Raw genomic sequence first — 17,656 nt, 5'->3', positions numbered from 1 at the left:
ATGGGCATTCGTGCATTCCTCGACAAGATCGAGCACAACTTCGAGAAGGGCGGCAAGTACGAGAAGTGGTACGCCCTCTACGAAGCCATCGACACCTTCTTCTACCGCCCCGGCAGCGTGACCAAGACCACCGCCCACGTGCGTGACGGCATCGACCTCAAGCGCATGATGATCACCGTGTGGCTGTGCACCTTCCCGGCCATGTTCTTCGGCATGTGGAACACCGGTTACCAGGCCAACCTGATCTTCGCCCAGAGCCCCGAGTTGCTGGCGAGCCAGGAAGGCTGGCGCTTCGCCCTGATCGGCTCGCTGGCCGGTTTCGACCCCGGCAGCCTGTGGGACAACTTCATCCAGGGCGCTGCCTGGTTTCTGCCGGTCTATGCGGTGACCTTCATCGTCGGCGGCTTCTGGGAAGTGCTGTTCGCCTCGATCCGCAAGCATGAGGTCAACGAAGGCTTCTTCGTCACCTCGGTGCTGTTCGCCCTGATCCTGCCGCCGAGCATTCCGCTGTGGCAGGTGGCCCTGGGCATCAGCTTCGGTGTGGTGATCGGCAAGGAAGTGTTCGGCGGTACCGGCAAGAACTTCCTCAACCCGGCGCTGACCGGCCGTGCCTTCCTGTTCTTCGCCTACCCGGCGCAGATGTCCGGCGATGCGGTGTGGACCGCGGTGGACGGCTTCGCCGGCGCCACCTCGCTGAGCCTGGCGGCTTCCGGTGGCGTGGAGAACGTGATCAACCACGGCATCACCTGGATGGACGCCTTCGTCGGCACCATTCACGGCTCGCTCGGCGAGACCAGCACCCTGGCCATCGCCATTGGCGGCCTGGTCCTGCTGATCACCAAGATCGCCGCCTGGCGCATCGTCGCCGGCGTGATGCTGGGCATGATCGGCCTGTCCCTGCTGCTCAACGCCATCGGCTCGAGCACCAACCCGATGTTCGCCATGCCCTGGTACTGGCACCTGGTGGTGGGCGGCTTCGCCTTCGGCATGTTCTTCATGGCCACCGACCCGGTGTCGGCGTCCATGACCAACACCGGCAAGTGGATTTTCGGCGCCCTGATCGGCGTGATGGTGGTGTTGATCCGCGTGGTCAACCCGGCCTTCCCCGAGGGCATGATGCTGGCGATCCTGTTCGCCAACCTGTTTGCACCGCTGATCGACCACTTCGTCGTTCAAGCCAATATCAAGCGGAGGCTGGCACGCAATGTCTAGTCAAAAAGAATCCACCGTCCGCACCCTGACGGTGGCCCTGCTGGTGTGCCTGGTGTGCTCGGTGTTCGTCGCCGGCGCCGCCATTGCCCTGAAGCCGACCCAGGTGGAAAACCGTCTGCTCGACAAGCAGCGCAGCATCCTGGCCATCGCCGGTCTGGGCGAAGCGGGCATGTCCGCGGCCAAGGTCAAGGAGCTGTTCAACAGCACCATCACCGCCAAGCTGGTGGACCTGGAGAGCGGCAAGTTCTCCGATGCGCATAATCCGATCACGTTCGATCCGCTCAAGGCGTCCAAGGATCCGAGCCTGTCCAGCGTGCTGAAAGGCAGCGACGACATCGCCGGGATCAAGCGCCAGGAGCGCTTCAGCACCGTGTACATGGTGGAGAAGGACGGTCAGGTGGAAACCCTGATCCTGCCGGTGCGCGGCTACGGCCTGTGGTCGACCCTGCACGGCTTTATCGCGGTCAAGGGCGACCTCAATACCGTGGTCGGCATGGGCTTCTACCAGCACGGCGAGACCCCCGGTCTCGGCGGCGAAGTGGACAACCCGAAGTGGAAGGGCCAGTGGCCGGGCAAGACCCTGTTCGACGACAACGGCGAGCTGGCCGTGCAGATCGTCAAGGGCGGCGTCGACCCGCAAAGCCCGCAAGCCGTGCACCAGGTCGACGGCCTGGCCGGCGCCACCCTGACCAGCGTCGGGGTGGACAACCTGCTGAAGTTCTGGCTCGGCCAGAACGGCTTCGGTCCGTTTATCGCTAACCTGCGTGCAGGGGAGGCCTGATCATGTCGCAGCCGACTATTAAAGAAGTCCTGCTCAATCCGATCTTCAACAACAACCCCATCGGCCTGCAGATCCTCGGGATCTGCTCGGCCCTGGCGGTGACCTCGAACCTGCAGACCGCGCTGGTGATGTCCGCCGCGCTGACCCTGGTGACCGGTTTCTCCAACCTGTTCATCTCGCTGATCCGCAGCCAGATCCCCAGCTCGATCCGCATGATCGTGCAGATGGTGATCATCGCGTCCTTGGTGATCGTGGTGGATCAGGTGCTCAAGGCCTACGCCTTCAGCCTGTCCAAGCAGCTCTCGGTGTTCGTCGGTCTGATCATCACCAACTGCATCGTGATGGGCCGTGCCGAGGCGTTCGCCATGCAGAACCCACCGGTGCTGTCGTTCTTCGACGGGATCGGCAACGGTCTGGGCTACAGCGCCATGCTGATCGCCCTGGGCGTGATCCGCGAGCTGTTCGGCGCGGGCAAGCTGATGGGCTACGAGATCTTCTCGGTGGTCAACGACGGCGGCTGGTACCAGCCTAACGGCATGCTGTTGCTGCCGCCTTCGGCCTTCTTCCTGATCGGCCTGTTCATCTGGGGCATCCGCTCCTGGAAGAAGGATCAGGTCGAGAAGAACGCCTACAAGATGGCGCCTCAGGTATCCAGCAAGGAGGCCTACTAATGGAGCATTACATCAGCCTGTTCGTCCGTGCGGTGTTCGTCGAGAACATGGCGCTGGCGTTCTTCCTCGGCATGTGCACCTTTATCGCCATCTCCAAGAAGGTGGAAACCGCCATCGGCCTCGGCATCGCCGTGGTCGTGGTGCTCGGTATCACCATGCCGGTGAACAACCTGATCTACACCAACATCCTCAAGGATGGTGCCCTGGCCTGGGCCGGCCTGCCTGAGGTGGACCTGTCCTTCCTCGGCCTGCTGACCTTTATCGGCGTGATCGCGGCCATCGTGCAGATCCTGGAAATGACCCTGGATAAGTACGTGCCCTCGCTGTACAACGCCCTCGGTGTGTTCCTGCCGCTGATCACCGTGAACTGCGCCATCATGGGTGGCTCGCTGTTCATGGTCGAGCGTGACTACAACCTGGCCGAGAGCACCGTCTACGGTGTCGGTGCGGGCGTGTCCTGGGCGCTGGCCATCGCCGCGCTGGCGGGGATCCGCGAGAAGCTCAAGTACAGCGATGTACCGGCTGGCCTGCAGGGTCTGGGCATCACCTTCATCACCATCGGTCTGATGTCGCTGGGCTTCATGTCCTTCTCCGGCGTGCAGCTGTAAGGAAAGGATGAACAGATGAATTACGAAATCTTCCTCGCCATCGGCATGTTCACCGCCATCGTTCTGGCGCTGGTGCTGATCATCCTCGCCGCACGCGCCAAGCTGGTCTCCAGCGGTGACGTGAGCATCGAGATCAACGGCGAAAAAACCATCGTGGTACCGGCAGGCGGCAAGCTGCTGCAGACCCTGGCCGACAACAACATCTTCCTTTCCTCCGCCTGCGGCGGCGGCGGCACCTGCGCGCAGTGCAAGTGCGTCGTCGAAAGCGGCGGCGGCGAGATGCTCTCCACCGAAGAATCGCACTTCACCAAGCGCGAGGCCCGTGAGGGCTGGCGCCTGTCCTGCCAGACCCCGGTCAAGCAGGACATGAAGATCGAGGTACCGGAAGAAGTCTTCGGCGTGAAGAAGTGGGAGTGCACCGTCGAGTCCAACCCGAACGTGGCCACCTTCATCAAGGAGCTGACGCTCAAGCTGCCGGAAGGCGAGAACGTCGACTTCCGCGCCGGCGGTTACGTGCAGCTGGAGTGCCCGCCGCACACCGTCCACTACAAGGACTTCGACATCCAGGAGGAGTACCGCGGCGACTGGGACAAGTTCAACCAGTGGAAGTACGTGTCCAAGGTCGACGAGACCGTGATTCGCGCCTACTCCATGGCCAACTACCCGGAAGAGCGCGGCCTGGTGAAGTTCAACATCCGTATCGCCTCGCCGCCCCCGGGCAAGGACGACCTGCCGCCGGGCAAGATGTCCTCCTACGTGTTCAGCCTCAAGCCGGGCGACAAGATCACCGTGTACGGGCCCTTCGGCGAGTTCTTCGCCAAGGACACCGACGCCGAGATGGTCTTTATCGGTGGCGGCGCCGGCATGGCGCCGATGCGCTCGCACATCTTCGACCAGCTCAAGCGCCTCAAATCCAAGCGCAAGATCAGCTTCTGGTACGGCGCGCGCTCCATGCGCGAGTCGTTCTACAACGAAGAGTACGACCAGCTGCAGGCCGAGAACCCGAACTTCCAGTGGCACCTGGCGCTGTCCGATCCGCTGCCCGAAGACAACTGGACCGGCTTGAAAGGCTTCATCCACAACGTGCTGTACGAGAACTACCTGAAGGACCACCCGGCTCCGGAGGATTGCGAGTTCTACATGTGCGGCCCACCCATGATGAACGCCGCGGTGATCAAGATGCTGACCGACCTGGGCGTCGAGCCGGAGAACATCCTCCTCGACGACTTCGGCGGCTAAGCATGAGGTCTGCGGTACTCCAGCCCGTTATCGCTGTCGCCCTGGCGGCAGCCCTAACGGGCTGCTTGCATTCTGAGCGGATCGAAGAGTTCGGCGGCCCGACCATGGGCAGCACCTATTCGGTCAAGTACGTGCGCGGCGAAGGCGTGGCGGCGCAGGGGGAGCTCAAGGCGGCGACCGAGGCGATCCTCGCCGAAATCGACCAGCAACTGTCCACCTACCGCGCCGACTCGCTGATCGAGCAGTTCAACCGCGCGCCGGCCGGCACCTGCCAGGCCATGCCGCCGGGGGTGCTGGAGCTGGTGCGCGCCGGCAACCGTCTGCATGAGGAGAGCCAGGGCTCGTTCGACCTGACGCTGGAGCCGCTGCTCGATCTCTGGGGCTTCGGCCCCAAGGGGCAGGGCGAGGCGGTGCCGAGCGCCGCGCAGCTGGCCGAAGTGCGCCAGCGGGTCGGTCAAAGGCACCTGCGTATCGACGGCGAGCGGCTGTGCAAGGCGGTCGACGTCCAGGTCGACTTCAACAGCATCGCCGCCGGCTATGCGGTCGATCTGATCGTCGCCCGCCTGGCCGAGCTGGGCGTCACCAGCTACCTGGTGGAAGCCACCGGCGAGCTCAAGGCGGCCGGCCTCAAGCCCGACGGCAGCCACTGGCGCGTCGGCCTGGAGGCGCCGCGCGACGACCAGCGGGTGGCCCAGCGCGTTCTGCAGCTCGACGGTTACGGTATCTCCACCTCGGGTGACTACCGCAACTACTTCGAAGAGAACGGCCAGCGCTACTCGCATACGCTCGATCCGCTGACCGGCATGCCGGTCAACCACCGGCTGGCGGCGGTCACCGTGGCCGATCCATCGACCTTGCGCGCCGATGGCTTGTCTACCCTATTGATGGTGCTCGGTCCCGAGGCCGGTCTGGCCTTCGCCGAGCGCAACGGCATCGCGGCGTTTTTCGTGACGCGTGAGGGCGAAGGCTTCGTCACACGCAGCAGCGCCGCATTCGAGCAGCTATTCGCTGCGGGAGAGCAACAATGACTTTCTTGGTAGTGTTCCTGGCCATGCTGCTGGTCGTCGGCATGATGGCCGTAGGCGTGATCATGGGGCGTAAGCCGATCGCCGGCTCCTGCGGCGGCATCGCCAACCTGGGCATCGAGAAGGAATGCTCGATCTGCGGCGGTAGCCGCGAGAAGTGCGAAGAGGTCAACCGCGACAAGGACGCCGCCGATAGCGACCTGGCCTACGACGCGAGCAAGCGCTGAGTGCGGTCCGTTTGATTGATTGCCGGTGCCGCCCGTGCGGCACCGGCCCTGCCGCGGCTGCGCCACAAGCGCCCCGGTCTGATGCGAAGGAGTAAACATGGCGGTCTACAACTACGACGTGGTGGTGCTGGGCTCCGGCCCGGCGGGCGAGGGCGCGGCGATGAACGCGGCCAAGGCCGGGCGCAAGGTGGCCGTGGTGGACAACCGTCCGCTGGTCGGCGGCAACTGCACCCACCTCGGCACCATCCCGTCCAAGGCGCTGCGCCACTCGGTGCGGCAGATCATGCAGTTCAACACCAACCCGATGTTCCGCCAGATCGGCGAGCCGCGCTGGTTCTCCTTCCCCGACGTGCTCAAGAGCGCGGAGAAGGTGATCGCCAAGCAGGTCACCTCGCGCACCGGCTACTACGCGCGCAACCGCATCGACACCTACTTCGGCACCGCCAGCTTCGCCGACGAACAGACGGTCGAAGTGGTCTGCCTCAATGGCGTGGTGGAAAAGCTGGTGGCCAAGCAGATCGTCGTGGCCACCGGCTCGCGCCCCTACCGCCCGGCCGACGTCGACTTCCGTCATCCGCGCATCTACGACAGCGACACCATCCTCAGCCTGACCCACACGCCGCGCCGGCTGATCATCTACGGCGCCGGGGTGATCGGCTGCGAATACGCGTCGATCTTCAGCGGGCTGGGCGTGCTGGTGGACCTGATCGACAACCGCGAGCAGCTGCTCAGCTTCCTCGACGACGAGATCTCCGACGCACTCTCCTATCACCTGCGCAACAACAACGTGCTGATTCGTCACAACGAAGAGTACGAGCGCATCGAAGGGGTGGAGAACGGGGTGATCCTGCACCTCAAGTCCGGCAAGAAGATCAAGGCCGACGCGCTGCTCTGGTGTAACGGTCGTACCGGCAACACCGACCAGCTGGGTCTGGAGAACATCGGCATCAAGGTCAATAGCCGCGGGCAGATCCAGGTCGACGAGCACTACCGCACCGAGGTCAGCAACATCTACGCCGCCGGCGACGTGATCGGCTGGCCGAGCCTGGCCAGCGCCGCCTCCGACCAGGGCCGTTCGGCGGCCGGCAGCATCGTCGACAACGGCAGCTGGCGTTTCGTCGACGACGTGCCGACCGGCATCTACACCATTCCGGAGATCAGCTCGATCGGCAAGAACGAGCGCGAACTGACCCAGGCCAAGGTGCCCTACGAAGTGGGCAAGGCCTTCTTCAAGGGCATGGCGCGGGCGCAGATCGCGGTGGAGCCGGTGGGCATGCTGAAGATCCTGTTCCACCGCGAGACGCTGGAAGTGCTGGGCGTGCACTGCTTCGGCTACCAGGCCTCGGAGATCGTGCATATCGGCCAGGCGATCATGAACCAGAAGGGCGAGGCGAACAGCATCAAGTACTTCGTCAACACCACCTTCAACTACCCGACCATGGCCGAGGCCTATCGGGTGGCGGCGTTCGACGGCCTCAACCGGCTTTTTTGAGCGGCTCCGGCCGGTGGCCTGAGCCGGTCGGGGAGACGGGCTGGGAGGATGCTTCCGAGTGGCGCTGGCCGAATCGGGAGAGCTTCTAGCGCACCAGGCGGCTGCAAACGACAAAACCGGCTCTTGGGGCCGGTTTTGTCGTTGTTGGGCGTTGTGTTCGTAGCCCGGATGCAATCCGGGAATGCTCTCTCCAGCTCCCGGATTGCATCCGGGCTACGCGGCGGGCTGCTCTGGCTGCTCCCCTCTCCCGCTGGCGGGAGAGGGGCTGGGGGAGAGGGCGCTAAGGCTCAGCCGCGCAGCGTCTGCACCGCCAGGCCGGGGAAGTCGGTGATGATGCTGTCGGCGCCGAAGTCGGCCAGGCGGCGCATCAGCGCGGCGTCGTTGACCGTCCATACCGACACATGCAGCCCCTGTTTCTGCGCCTTGAGCAGGCGCTCCGGGGTACACAGCGTCCAGTTCAGCGCGAGCAGGTGACAGCCGTAATGGGCGGCCACCTTGAGCGGGTCGAGCCAGGCGTATTCGGCCACCAGGCCCAGCTGCAGCTGCGGGGTCAGCTCGCGGGCAGCCTTGAGCACCTCGCGCGAGCTGGAGGTGATGGTCACCTGCTCGCGCAGGCCGAAGCGCTCGGCCAGTTCGGCGATGGCCAGCACGGTGCGCGCGGCGCGCACCTTGGAGGCGCTTTTCACCTCCAGTTGCCAATGCTGGAACTTGCACTGTTCGAACAGCTCTTCCAGGCGTGGAATTGGGCAGGGACGTACCCAGCCCGGGCCGCCCTTGCGCGCGTCGTAGGTCGCCAGCTCGGCCGCATCGTGTTCGACCACCTTGCCGCGCAGGCCCGTGGTGCGCTTGAGGGTCGGGTCATGGATCACCATCAGCTCGCCGTCGCGCGACAGGTGCAGGTCCAGCTCGCAGCGCTCGACGCCGTGTTCCAGGCAACGCTGGAAGCTGGCCAGGGTGTTTTCCGGGGCTTCGCCCTTGGCGCCGCGATGGCCGTAGATAAGGGTCACTGTTGCTCCTTGGCGGGGTCCAGATGGCGCGGCCGGTGGTGGCGCACGCTGTTGATCACGTGGTCGTATTCGAAGTAGACGCTGAACTCGCGGTAGTCCCAACGGGTGATCGGCGGCTGGCCGACCGGCCGGTGTTCCTCGTCGGCCAGGCCGAAGCGCTCCAGCACCGAGCGCTTGGACTCGCCTTTTTGCGGCAGGTTGCGCGCATCGAGGTCGGCGCCCTGGTTGCCCAACGGAATGGTCAGGGTGTCGGCGAGCAGGGCGGTGGGGGCGAGCAGGGCGAGTAGCAGAGCGAGACGATACATGAGGGTTCCTTGGCGACGGTCATTCGCGGGCCTGGCGACGCTCCAGGGCCTGCTTCTGCAGGATATGCCGGGCCAGCAACTGGCGCTGTGCGTCGGTCAACGCTTCGAACTCGGTGCCGATCTCGAACTGGCCATCCTCCCGCTGGCTGCAGTGCACCACCTGGGCGCGCAGCAGCAGGCCGAGGGCCTGCGGCATCAGCACCAGCTTGATCGCCAGATGGCTGCCGGGCGCCAGCGCCTGGGCATGGTTGAAGCTGATGCCGCCCTCGGACAGCGATACCTGGCGCGGCGCGCCGATATCGCGCAACAGGCTCTGCGCCACGGCCTGGCCGAGCAGGTCGATGCGCTTGTTGATCACCTTGAGGTAGCCCGCCAGGGTGCGGTCGCGCTCGCTGATATGGCGCAGCAGGTGCTGCGACTCGAAGTCCATCAGGTGCAGGTCGCTGAGCAGGTTGAACAGCGGCGAGGCATCGTGAAGCGCGTCGCTGGCCTGGGCTTCGGCGCCCGACAGCAGGCTGAATTCCAGTGCTATCGTGTCGTCGATACGATAGTATTCGCGGCGATCATCTTCATCGTGTGTCGACATGGCGAACCCATGGCAGCAGTGGTGGTCGAAGAACCAGTTGAAAGTCTCGCGAGCTAGAGGCATGCAAGGCGAAAACCGGCGAGGAAGCGCAGTTTACGTGTAGTAAATGAGCATTCCGAGCCGGTTTTCAACGCAGCAGGCCCGACGCGCAGCAGACTTTGAATTGGTTCTGAGTGTAAGGCTGCTCACCGGGCCCCGCCACAAGGACGTTCCTCTTTCTCCGAATCCTCCCCGACATGTTCAGACCTCTGTTCGTATTCATCGGTACGCGCTACACGCGGGCCAAGCGCCGCAACCATTTCGTTTCCTTTATCTCCCTGACCTCCATGCTCGGCCTCACCCTCGGGGTGATGGTGATGATTCTGGTGCTGTCGGTGATGAACGGCTTCGACCACGAGATGCGTACCCGGGTGCTGGGCATGATTCCCCATGCCACGGTCGAGTCGGCCACCCCGGTGAGCGACTGGCCGTCCCTGGCGCGCCAGGTCGAGCGGCATCCGCGGGTCGAGGCGCTGGCGCCCTTCAGCCAGATGCAGGGCCTGCTGACCCATCAGGGCAAGGTGCAGAAGGTGCTGATCAATGCCGTCGATCCCGAGCAGGAACGCAAGGTATCGATCATCGACGACTTCTTCCAGCAAGGTAGCCTCGACAGCCTGCAGCCGGGCGAATTCGCCATGGTCATCGGTGACAAGGCGGCGGCCAAGCTGGGGCTGCAACTGGGCGACAAGGTCACCTTCGTCGCCCCCGAGGTCACCGTCACCCCGGCCGGCATGTTCCCGCGCCTGAAGCGCTTCACCGTCACCGGCATCTTCCATGTCGGCGCCGGCGAGATCGACGGCGCCCTGGCCCTGGCCAATATCAGCGACCTGGCGCGCCTGCAGCGCTGGCGCCCGGATCAGGTGCAGGGCCTGCGCCTGAAGTTCGACGACCTGTTCCAGGCGCCGCGCAGCGCCTGGGAAATCGCCCAGACCCTGGATGGCGACTTCTATGCCCGCGACTGGACGCGCAGCCACGGCAACCTGTACCAGGCCATCCGCATGGAGAAGACCATGATCGGCCTGCTGCTGCTGCTGATCGTCGCGGTGGCCGCGTTCAATATCATCTCCACCCTGGTGATGGTGGTCACCGACAAGAAGGCCGACATCGCCATCCTGCGCACCCTGGGCGCCACGCCGCGGCAGATCATGGCCATCTTCATGGTCCAGGGCACGGTGATCGGCGTGGTCGGCACCCTGATCGGCGCCGCGCTGGGCATCCTCGCCGCGCTCAATATCAGCAGCCTGATCGCCGGCCTGGAAAGGCTGCTGGGGATCAAGTTCCTCAACGCCGACGTGTACTTCATCGACTACCTGCCGTCGCAGCTGCAGACGGCCGACGTGGTCATGGTCTGCACCGCGGCGCTGCTGCTGAGTTTCTTCGCCACCCTGTACCCGGCCTGGCGCGCCGCGTGTACCCAGCCGGCCGAGGCCCTGCGTTATGAATGACCTGACCAACGAGAACGCCATGCACCAGCAGACCGCCGTGCTCAGCTGCCGCAACCTGGGCAAGCGCTACGACGAGGGCCCCGAGTCGGTAGTGGTGCTCGACGGACTGGAGCTGGAACTGCTGGCCGGCGAGCGAGTGGCCATCGTCGGCAGCTCCGGCTCGGGCAAGAGCACCCTGCTCAACATGCTCGGCGGCCTGGATACGCCCAGTGCGGGCAGCGTCTGGCTGGCCGGCGAGCAGCTGTCGGCGCTGAGCGAAACGGCCCGCGGCCTGCTGCGCAACCGCGCGCTGGGCTTCGTCTACCAGTTCCATCACCTGCTGGCCGAATTCACCGCGCTGGAGAACGCCTGCATGCCGCTGCTGATCGGCAAGACGCCGATCGCCGAGGCGCGCCAGCGCGCCAGCGCACTGCTGGAGCGGGTCGGCCTGGGCCATCGCCTCCATCACAAGCCGGCCGAGCTGTCCGGCGGCGAGCGCCAGCGCGTGGCCATCGCCCGCGCCCTGGTCAACCGGCCGGGGCTGGTGCTACTCGACGAGCCCACCGGCAACCTCGACCATCACACCGCCGAAGGCATCCAGGAACTGATGCGCGAGCTCAGCCGCGATTCCAACACCGCGTTTCTGGTGGTGACCCATGACATGCAGCTGGCGCGGCAGATGGATCGCGTGCTGAGCCTGCAGGACGGCAAGCTGGTGGCCCTCTGATGTTCCGCCCGCTGAGTCTCTTCATCGGCGCCCGCTACACTCGGGCCAAGCGCCGCAATCACTTCATTTCCTTTATCTCGCTGACCTCGATGATCGGCCTGGGCCTGGGCGTACTGGCGATGATCGTGGTGCTGTCGGTGATGAACGGCTTCCAGAAGGAAATGAGCTCGCGCATCCTCGGCATGGTGCCGCACGCCACGCTCTACGGCGCCGAGCCGGTCGCCGACTGGCGCGCCCTGGCAGGCGTGGCCAAGGCCAACCCGCAGGTGCGGGCGGCGGCGCCGTTCGCCGAACTGGAGGGCATGCTCTCGCACCGCGGGGTGATGCAGCCGATTCAGATCCACGGCATCGACCCGGCCGAGGAGGCCCAGGTGTCGATCCTGCCCGGGCATATCCGCCAGGGCAGCCTGGACAACCTGCAGCCGGGCGAGTACGGCGTGGTCATTGGCGACATCACCGCGCGCCGTTTCGGCCTGCAGGTGGGCGACAAGCTGACCCTGATCATTCCCGAGCTGAGCAGTGCCCCCGGCGGCGTCACCCCGCGCATGCAGCGGTTGAACGTGGCGGCGGTGTTCAAGGTCGGCGCCGAACTGGACAGCTCGCTGGCGCTGATCCACGTCGCCGACGCCGCCGCGCTGCAGCGCCTGCCGGAGGGCAGCGTGCCGGGCGTGCGCCTGGCACTCGAGGACCTGTACCAGGCGCCGCAGGTATCCAAGGCCCTGGCCGCGCAACTGGGCGCAGGCTACCGCGCCGACGACTGGACCCACACCCAGGGCAGCCTGTTCAGCGCGATGAAGATGGAGAAGACCATGATCGGCCTGCTGCTGCTGCTGATCGTCGCGGTGGCGGCGTTCAACATCATCGCCACGCTGATCATGGTGGTGGCCGACAAGGGCGGCGACATCGCCATCCTGCGCACCTTGGGCGCCACGCCGCGGCAGATCATGGCGGTGTTCATGGTCCAGGGCACGGTGATCGGCGTGGTCGGCACCCTGGTCGGCACCCTGCTCGGCGTGCTCGCCGCGCTCAACGTCAGCGCCCTGGTGGCCTGGCTGGAATCCTTCGCCGGCCAGCAGGTGCTGAGCTCGGACGTCTACTTCATCAGCAGCCTGCCGTCGGACCTGCAGTGGCCCGACGTGGCGCTGATCTGCTCGGCGGCGCTGATCCTCAGCTTTCTCGCCACCCTCTATCCCTCCTGGCGGGCGGCGCAGGTGCAACCGGCCGAGGCGCTACGCTACGAGTGAAAGCAAAAAAGCCGTCGAATCCGACGGCTTTTTTCTAGCTCAACGCTGCTCGCGCTGGCGTCGATTTTCCTGGCGCTTGCGCCAGTTGTGCTGCACCCACCAACGCCAATAGAGCATGGTCAGCACATAGCCCAGAACGGCGAGCACCAGGCCGGAGACGAACGAGCCGATCAGCAGCGGCTTCCACAGGATGGCCAGTTCGGCGGTGATCCACTCCAGGCTCAGGTGGCTGGGCATCTTCATCGCCGGGGTCTGGGTGATCCAGGCGCCGAGCTTGTAGGTGCAGTAGAACACCGGCGGCATGGTGATCGGGTTGGTCAGCCACACCAGGCCGATGGAGATCGGCAGGTTGGCGCGCAGCGGGATGGCCACGGCGGCAGCGGCGAGCATCTGCATGGGCATGGGGATCATCGCCCAGAACAGGCCGATGGCCATGGCGCGGGCCACCGAATGGCGGTTGAGGTGCCAGAGGTTGGGATCGTGGATCAGGCTGCCGAGAAAGCGCAGGGATTTGTTGCCCTTGATGCTGTCGGGGTTGGGCATGTAGCGCTTAAATAAACGACGCGGCATGAAGAGTCTCTGGGCAGGCTGAAGCGCCGGTATTATGCACAGATTCATGACCCTTCGCTTTCTTAAGATTGTGACAACGGGTGAGTCCGGCGAGGCTTCGCCAGGCGCTTTTCGGACGAGGGAATGTGGATGCGCACAGGGATGTTGGCGCTGGCCGTGGGCTTGCTGTCGCTGCGATTTCTGCCGCAGTTGCCGCCGGGGTTGTTGCTGGCGCTGCTGGCCGGCGCCGGGCTGCTGTTGTTGCTTTCGCGGTTCTATTTCATCGGCTGCTTTCTGCTCGGCCTGGGCTGGGCCTGCTGCTCGGCGCAGTGGGCCCTGGACGACCGCCTGGCGCCGGCGCTGGACGGCCGCACGCTGTGGCTGGAGGGGCGGGTGGTCGGCCTGCCGGAGTTGGGCGAGGGCGTGGTGCGTTTCCAGCTGGAGGGCGCCCATTCGCGCCGCGCCGAGCTGCCGCGGCGGCTGCGCCTGGCCTGGTATGGCGGGCCGGATATTCGTGGCGGCGAGCGCTGGCGCCTGGCGGTCAAGCTCAAGCGCCCGCATGGGCTGGTCAATCCGCACAGCTTCGATTACGAGGCCTGGCTGCTGGCGCAGCGCATCGGCGCCACCGGGACGATCAAGGCCGGCCATCGGCTGGCGCCGGCCAGTGGCCTGGGCAGCTGGCGCGACGGCTTGCGCCAGCGTTTGCTGGCGGCGCCGGCCTTCGGCCGCGAGGGCGGTATCGCCGCCCTGGTGCTGGGCGACGGCTCGGGGCTGACGACCGCCGACTGGCGCCTGCTGCAGCACACCGGCACGGTGCACCTGATGGTCATCTCCGGTCAGCACATCGCCCTGCTGGCCGGCTTTCTCTATGGCCTGGTGGCCTTCCTGGCACGTGTGGGGGCCTGGCCACGGCGCTGGCCCTGGCTGCCGGCCGCCTGCGTCCTGGCCTTGGTCGGCGCCCTGGGTTACGGCCTGCTCGCCGGTTTCGAGGTGCCGGTGCGGCGGGCCTGCGTGATGGTGGCGCTGGTGCTGCTGTGGCGCCTGCGTTTTCGTCATCTCGGCGCCTGGTGGCCGCTGCTGCTGGCCTTGCTCGCGGTGTTGCTGCTGGAGCCGCTGGCCTCGCTGCAGCCGGGCTTCTGGTTGTCCTTCGCCGCGGTGGCGATCCTGATTCTGGTATTCGGCGGCCGCCTGGGCGTGTGGGGCTGGTGGCGCGGGCTGACCCGCGCGCAGTGGACCATGGCCATCGGCCTGCTGCCGATGATGCTGATCCTCGGCTTGCCGGTCAGCAGCAGCGGGCCGTTGGCCAACCTGATCGCCGTGCCCTGGGTCGGCTTGCTGGTGGTGCCGCTGGCCTTGCTCGGCACCCTGTTGCTGCCCGTGCCGGGCCTCGGCGAGGGCCTGCTGTGGCTGGCCGGCGGCGCCTTGCAGCTGTTGTTCCTGTTGCTCGGGTATATCGCTGGCTGGCTGCCGGCCTGGCTGCCGAGCAATCTGCCGCTGTGGGCCTGGCTGCTGGCCCTGGGCGGGGCGCTGCTGCTGTTGCTGCCGACCGGGGTGCCGCTACGCCTGCCCGGCCTGGCCCTGCTGTTGCCGGCGCTGTTTCTGCCGCCTGCGGCTCTGGAAGAAGGTCGTGCCGAGGTCTGGCTGCTGGACGTGGGACAGGGCCTGGCGGTGCTGGTGCGCACCCGCGCGCACAGCCTGCTGTACGACGCCGGGCCGCGTTTCGGCGATTTCGACAGCGGCGAGCGCATCGTCCTGCCCTCGTTGCGTGCGCTGAACCTACAGCGCCTCGATCTGCTGCTGCTCAGCCATGCCGACAACGACCACGCCGGCGGCGCCGCCGCCATTATCGCCGGGCTACCGGTGGCGCGCCTGCTTAGCGGCGAGCCCGAACGCCTGGCGCCGCGGCTTGCGGCCGAGCCCTGCGAGTCGGGCCGGCAGTGGCAGTGGGATGGCGTCAACTTTCGCCTGTGGCGCTGGGTGCAGGCGGCGCCGGGCAACCAGAGCTCCTGCGTGCTGCTGGTGGAGGCGGGCGGCGAGCGCCTGCTGCTGACCGGCGATATCGATGCGCGTGCCGAGCAGGCGCTGCTGCAGGATGACCTTCCCCTGGCGGCGCACTGGCTGCTGGCGCCGCACCACGGCAGCCGCAGCTCCTCCAGCCAGGCCTTCGTCGACTCGGTGGCGCCGCGCCATGTGCTGATCGCCCGCGGTCGTCACAACAACTTCGGCCATCCCCATCCGCAGGTGCTGGCGCGTTATCGGGCGGCCGGCGTGGTGGTCCACGACAGCGCCACCAGCGGCGCCCTGCGCCTGCTGCTGGGCGAGCAGGGCGAGGCGCAGGCATTGCGACGCCAGGCACGTTTCTGGCGGGAAAAATGAGAACGGCGGCGGTCGGCGAGGGTGGCACCCTATGCTAGAGTGGCGCCACTTTTTCGAGGGGGATTTTCTACCGTGTGGGAACTGGTCAAAGCTGGCGGCTGGATGATGCTGCCGATCATTCTCTGTTCCATCGCCGCGGCCGGCATCGTCGCCGAGCGCCTGTGGACCCTGCGGCCCGCCCGCGTCACCCCTGCCAACCTGCTGGCCCAGGTGTGGCGCTGGATCAAGGACAAGAAACTGAACAACCAGAAGCTCAAGGAGCTGCGCGAGCATTCGCCGCTGGGGCAGATTCTCGCCGCCGGCCTGGCCAACTCCAAGCATGGCCGCGAGATCATGAAGGAATGCATCGAAGAGGCCGCCGCCCGCGTCATCCATGAGCTGGAGCGCTACCTCAATGCCCTCGGCACCATCGCCGGCATCGCCCCGCTGCTCGGCCTGCTCGGCACCGTGCTGGGTATGATCGAAATCTTCAGCTCTTTCATGGGCTCGGGCATGGCCAATGCGCCGATGCTCGCCGGTGGTATCTCCAAGGCGCTGATCACCACAGCAGCCGGCCTGATGGTGGCGATCCCGGCACTGTTCTTCCATCGCTACCTGCAGCGCCGCGTCGACGAGCTGGTGGTGGGCATGGAGCAGGAGGCGATCAAGCTGGTGGAAATGGTCCAGGGTGATCGCGACGTCGACCTGGGCGAGGGCAAGGCGTGAAATTCCGGCGCAAACCGCGGGAGAACGTCGAGATCAACCTGGCCTCGCTGATCGACGTGGTGTTTATCCTGCTGCTGTTCTTCGTGGTCACCACCACCTTCACCCGCGAAACCCAGCTCAAGGTCGACCTGCCCGAGGCCGCCAGCGGCACGCCGCCGGAGCAGACCGAGCTGAAGCAGTTGGAGATCCTGATCGGCACCGACGGCGCCTTTTCGGTGAACGGCAAGGCGCTGCTGGAAAGCAACCTGAGCAACCTGATGGCGGCGCTGCAGAAGGAATCGGGCGGCGACAACAGCCTGCCGCTGATCATCAGCGCCGACGGCAAGACCCCGCACCAGGCGGTGATCACCGCCATGGACGCGGCCGGCAAGCTGGGCTTCGCGCACCTGCGCATCACCACGGTGGAAGCACAGGAAAGCCCTTAGGTGAGCGCCGCCGACCGTCTGCTCGAGGCCTGGTACCGCGGCCATCCGGCGCTGGCGCTGCTGCGCCCGCTGGAGTGGCTGTACCGCCGCGTGGTGCAGGGCAAACGCGCGCGTTTCCTGGCCGGCGAGGGCGAGATCTACCGCGCCCCCGTGCCGGTGTTGGTGGTGGGCAACATCACCGTCGGCGGCACCGGCAAGACGCCGCTGATCCTCTTTCTGATCCAGCACTGCCGCGCCCGCGGCCTCAAGGTCGGCGTGGTCAGTCGCGGCTATGGCGCCACGCCGCCGAGCCTGCCCTGGCGGGTGCGCGCGGAGCAGCCGGCGGCGCAGGCCGGCGACGAGCCGCTGCTGATCGTCCAGCGCACCGCTGTGCCCTTGATGATCGACCCGGATCGAAGCCGTGCGGTGCGTGCGCTGCTGGCTGAGGAGCCGCTGGATCTGATCCTCTGCGACGACGGCCTGCAGCACTACCGCCTGGCGCGCGACTTGGAGCTGGTGCTGATCGACGCCGCCCGCGGCCTGGGCAATCGCCGCTGCCTGCCGGCCGGGCCGCTGCGCGAGCCGGCCGAGCGTCTGGATGAAGTGGACGCCGTGCTGTTCAACGGCGCCGAGGCCGATCGCGCCGACGGCTACGCCCTCCGCCTGCAGCCGAGCGCGCTGGTCAACCTGGCCAGCGGCGAGCGCGTGCCCCTGGATCATTTCCCCGCCGGCCAGGCCGTGCATGCGGTAGCCGGCATCGGCAACCCGCAGCGTTTCTTCGCCACCCTCGAAGCGCTAAACTGGCGACCGGTTCCGCACCCTTTCGCCGACCATGCCCAGTACGACGCCGCACAGCTCCGCTTCGAGCCGCCGCTGCCCGTGCTGATGACCGAGAAGGATGCGGTGAAATGCCGGGCCTTCGCCGCCGCCGACTGGTGGTACCTGGCCGTCGACGCCGTGCCCACGCCGGCCTTCGTCGCCTGGTTGGACAAGGAGCTGGCCCGCCTCATACCGGGGTCTGCATGACCCCATCAA

Annotated in this window: 19 protein-coding genes; 15 read left to right on the top strand and 4 right to left on the bottom strand. The window is 66.2% G+C overall.

What is annotated here, in order from left to right; genetic code table 11:
• The 8 genes from ACIGKL_RS03125 (at position 1) to sthA (ending at position 7,255) form a co-directional block, all read left to right on the top strand.
• Positions 1 to 1,212: an NADH:ubiquinone reductase (Na(+)-transporting) subunit B gene (locus ACIGKL_RS03125; protein WP_397485251.1), complete on the top strand. Its 1,212-nt coding sequence runs from the start codon at positions 1 to 3 to the stop codon at positions 1,210 to 1,212.
• Positions 1,205 to 1,993 carry a Na(+)-translocating NADH-quinone reductase subunit C gene (locus ACIGKL_RS03120; protein WP_397485250.1) on the top strand — a complete coding sequence of 263 codons (789 nt, stop codon included), beginning with the start codon at positions 1,205 to 1,207 and terminating at the stop codon, positions 1,991 to 1,993. The genes ACIGKL_RS03125 and ACIGKL_RS03120 overlap by 8 nt, the downstream gene beginning before the upstream one ends.
• Entirely contained in the window at positions 1,990 to 2,664 is a 675-nt protein-coding gene (locus ACIGKL_RS03115) for an NADH:ubiquinone reductase (Na(+)-transporting) subunit D (RefSeq protein ID WP_397486239.1), read from the top strand. Before ACIGKL_RS03120 ends, ACIGKL_RS03115 begins: the two co-directional genes overlap by 4 nt.
• The gene (gene nqrE, locus ACIGKL_RS03110; RefSeq protein WP_021445499.1) at positions 2,664 to 3,272 is read left to right on the top strand and encodes an NADH:ubiquinone reductase (Na(+)-transporting) subunit E; all 609 of its coding nucleotides are present in this window, start codon (positions 2,664 to 2,666) and stop codon (positions 3,270 to 3,272) included. The genes ACIGKL_RS03115 and nqrE overlap by 1 nt, the downstream gene beginning before the upstream one ends.
• Positions 3,273 to 3,287: 15 nt before the next feature.
• The gene (gene nqrF / locus ACIGKL_RS03105) at positions 3,288 to 4,511 is read left to right on the top strand and encodes an NADH:ubiquinone reductase (Na(+)-transporting) subunit F (protein ID WP_397485249.1); all 1,224 of its coding nucleotides are present in this window, start codon (positions 3,288 to 3,290) and stop codon (positions 4,509 to 4,511) included.
• Positions 4,512 to 4,513: 2 nt separating this feature from the next.
• Positions 4,514 to 5,539 (top strand): FAD:protein FMN transferase, encoded by a 1,026-nt coding sequence (locus ACIGKL_RS03100; protein ID WP_397485248.1) that lies wholly within the window; start codon positions 4,514 to 4,516, stop codon positions 5,537 to 5,539.
• Positions 5,536 to 5,763: a (Na+)-NQR maturation NqrM gene (gene nqrM, locus ACIGKL_RS03095; RefSeq protein WP_397485247.1), complete on the top strand. Its 228-nt coding sequence runs from the start codon at positions 5,536 to 5,538 to the stop codon at positions 5,761 to 5,763. Before ACIGKL_RS03100 ends, nqrM begins: the two co-directional genes overlap by 4 nt.
• A 97-nt stretch (positions 5,764 to 5,860) precedes the next feature.
• Positions 5,861 to 7,255 (top strand): Si-specific NAD(P)(+) transhydrogenase, encoded by a 1,395-nt coding sequence (sthA, locus tag ACIGKL_RS03090; RefSeq protein ID WP_397485246.1) that lies wholly within the window; start codon positions 5,861 to 5,863, stop codon positions 7,253 to 7,255.
• 287 nt (positions 7,256 to 7,542) lie between these two features.
• Here the strand turns inward: sthA and ACIGKL_RS03085 are convergent, their stop codons facing one another.
• Genes ACIGKL_RS03085 through ACIGKL_RS03075 form a run of 3 tightly spaced genes read right to left on the bottom strand, consistent with a single transcriptional unit; the run spans position 7,543 to position 9,153 of the window.
• Positions 7,543 to 8,262, bottom strand: coding sequence for a glycerophosphodiester phosphodiesterase (locus ACIGKL_RS03085; protein WP_397485245.1), 720 nt, complete (start codon positions 8,260 to 8,262; stop codon positions 7,543 to 7,545).
• Complete coding sequence (locus ACIGKL_RS03080) at positions 8,259 to 8,567, bottom strand: phosphodiesterase (protein WP_397485244.1); 309 nt, start codon at positions 8,565 to 8,567, stop codon at positions 8,259 to 8,261. Before ACIGKL_RS03080 ends, ACIGKL_RS03085 begins: the two co-directional genes overlap by 4 nt.
• 19 nt (positions 8,568 to 8,586) lie before the next feature.
• Positions 8,587 to 9,153: a PilZ domain-containing protein gene (locus ACIGKL_RS03075; RefSeq protein WP_397485243.1), complete on the bottom strand. Its 567-nt coding sequence runs from the start codon at positions 9,151 to 9,153 to the stop codon at positions 8,587 to 8,589.
• Positions 9,154 to 9,389: 236 nt separating this feature from the next.
• On the opposite strand from ACIGKL_RS03075, the gene ACIGKL_RS03070 reads away from it, so the two are divergent.
• From ACIGKL_RS03070 to ACIGKL_RS03060, 3 genes are read left to right on the top strand one after another with little or no spacing between them, the layout of a single operon-like run.
• Positions 9,390 to 10,637: a lipoprotein-releasing ABC transporter permease subunit gene (locus ACIGKL_RS03070; protein ID WP_397485242.1), complete on the top strand. Its 1,248-nt coding sequence runs from the start codon at positions 9,390 to 9,392 to the stop codon at positions 10,635 to 10,637.
• A 19-nt stretch (positions 10,638 to 10,656) separates the two neighbouring features.
• Positions 10,657 to 11,343, top strand: a complete 687-nt coding sequence (gene lolD, locus ACIGKL_RS03065) for a lipoprotein-releasing ABC transporter ATP-binding protein LolD (protein WP_397486238.1) — start codon at positions 10,657 to 10,659, stop codon at positions 11,341 to 11,343.
• On the top strand, positions 11,343 to 12,587 hold the full coding sequence (locus ACIGKL_RS03060) for a lipoprotein-releasing ABC transporter permease subunit (protein WP_397485241.1): 1,245 nt from the start codon (positions 11,343 to 11,345) through the stop codon (positions 12,585 to 12,587). The genes lolD and ACIGKL_RS03060 overlap by 1 nt, the downstream gene beginning before the upstream one ends.
• Positions 12,588 to 12,626: 39 nt before the next feature.
• Here ACIGKL_RS03060 and ACIGKL_RS03055 read toward each other — a convergent pair whose 3' ends face one another.
• Positions 12,627 to 13,157, bottom strand: coding sequence for a DUF2062 domain-containing protein (locus ACIGKL_RS03055; RefSeq protein WP_397485240.1), 531 nt, complete (start codon positions 13,155 to 13,157; stop codon positions 12,627 to 12,629).
• A 129-nt stretch (positions 13,158 to 13,286) separates the two neighbouring features.
• On the opposite strand from ACIGKL_RS03055, the gene ACIGKL_RS03050 reads away from it, so the two are divergent.
• The 4 genes from ACIGKL_RS03050 to lpxK all read left to right on the top strand — a co-directional run bounded on the left by ACIGKL_RS03050 (position 13,287) and on the right by lpxK (position 17,647).
• Entirely contained in the window at positions 13,287 to 15,512 is a 2,226-nt protein-coding gene (locus tag ACIGKL_RS03050) for a DNA internalization-related competence protein ComEC/Rec2 (protein ID WP_397485239.1), read from the top strand.
• Between the two features lie 72 nt (positions 15,513 to 15,584).
• Positions 15,585 to 16,217: a MotA/TolQ/ExbB proton channel family protein gene (locus ACIGKL_RS03045; RefSeq protein WP_003245211.1), complete on the top strand. Its 633-nt coding sequence runs from the start codon at positions 15,585 to 15,587 to the stop codon at positions 16,215 to 16,217.
• A complete protein-coding gene (locus ACIGKL_RS03040) occupies positions 16,214 to 16,642 on the top strand; it encodes an ExbD/TolR family protein (RefSeq protein ID WP_397485238.1) in 429 nt (142 codons plus the stop codon). The genes ACIGKL_RS03045 and ACIGKL_RS03040 overlap by 4 nt, the downstream gene beginning before the upstream one ends.
• Positions 16,643 to 17,647 (top strand): tetraacyldisaccharide 4'-kinase, encoded by a 1,005-nt coding sequence (gene lpxK, locus ACIGKL_RS03035; RefSeq protein WP_397485237.1) that lies wholly within the window; start codon positions 16,643 to 16,645, stop codon positions 17,645 to 17,647.
• The last annotated feature ends 9 nt before the right edge of the window (positions 17,648 to 17,656 follow it).

The organism is Pseudomonas sp. NPDC077186 (assembly GCF_044543505.1).
Classification (GTDB): domain Bacteria; phylum Pseudomonadota; class Gammaproteobacteria; order Pseudomonadales; family Pseudomonadaceae; genus Aquipseudomonas.
The sequence above is the reverse complement of the archived record's forward strand: the minus strand, read 5'-3'. Positions and strand labels throughout refer to the sequence as shown.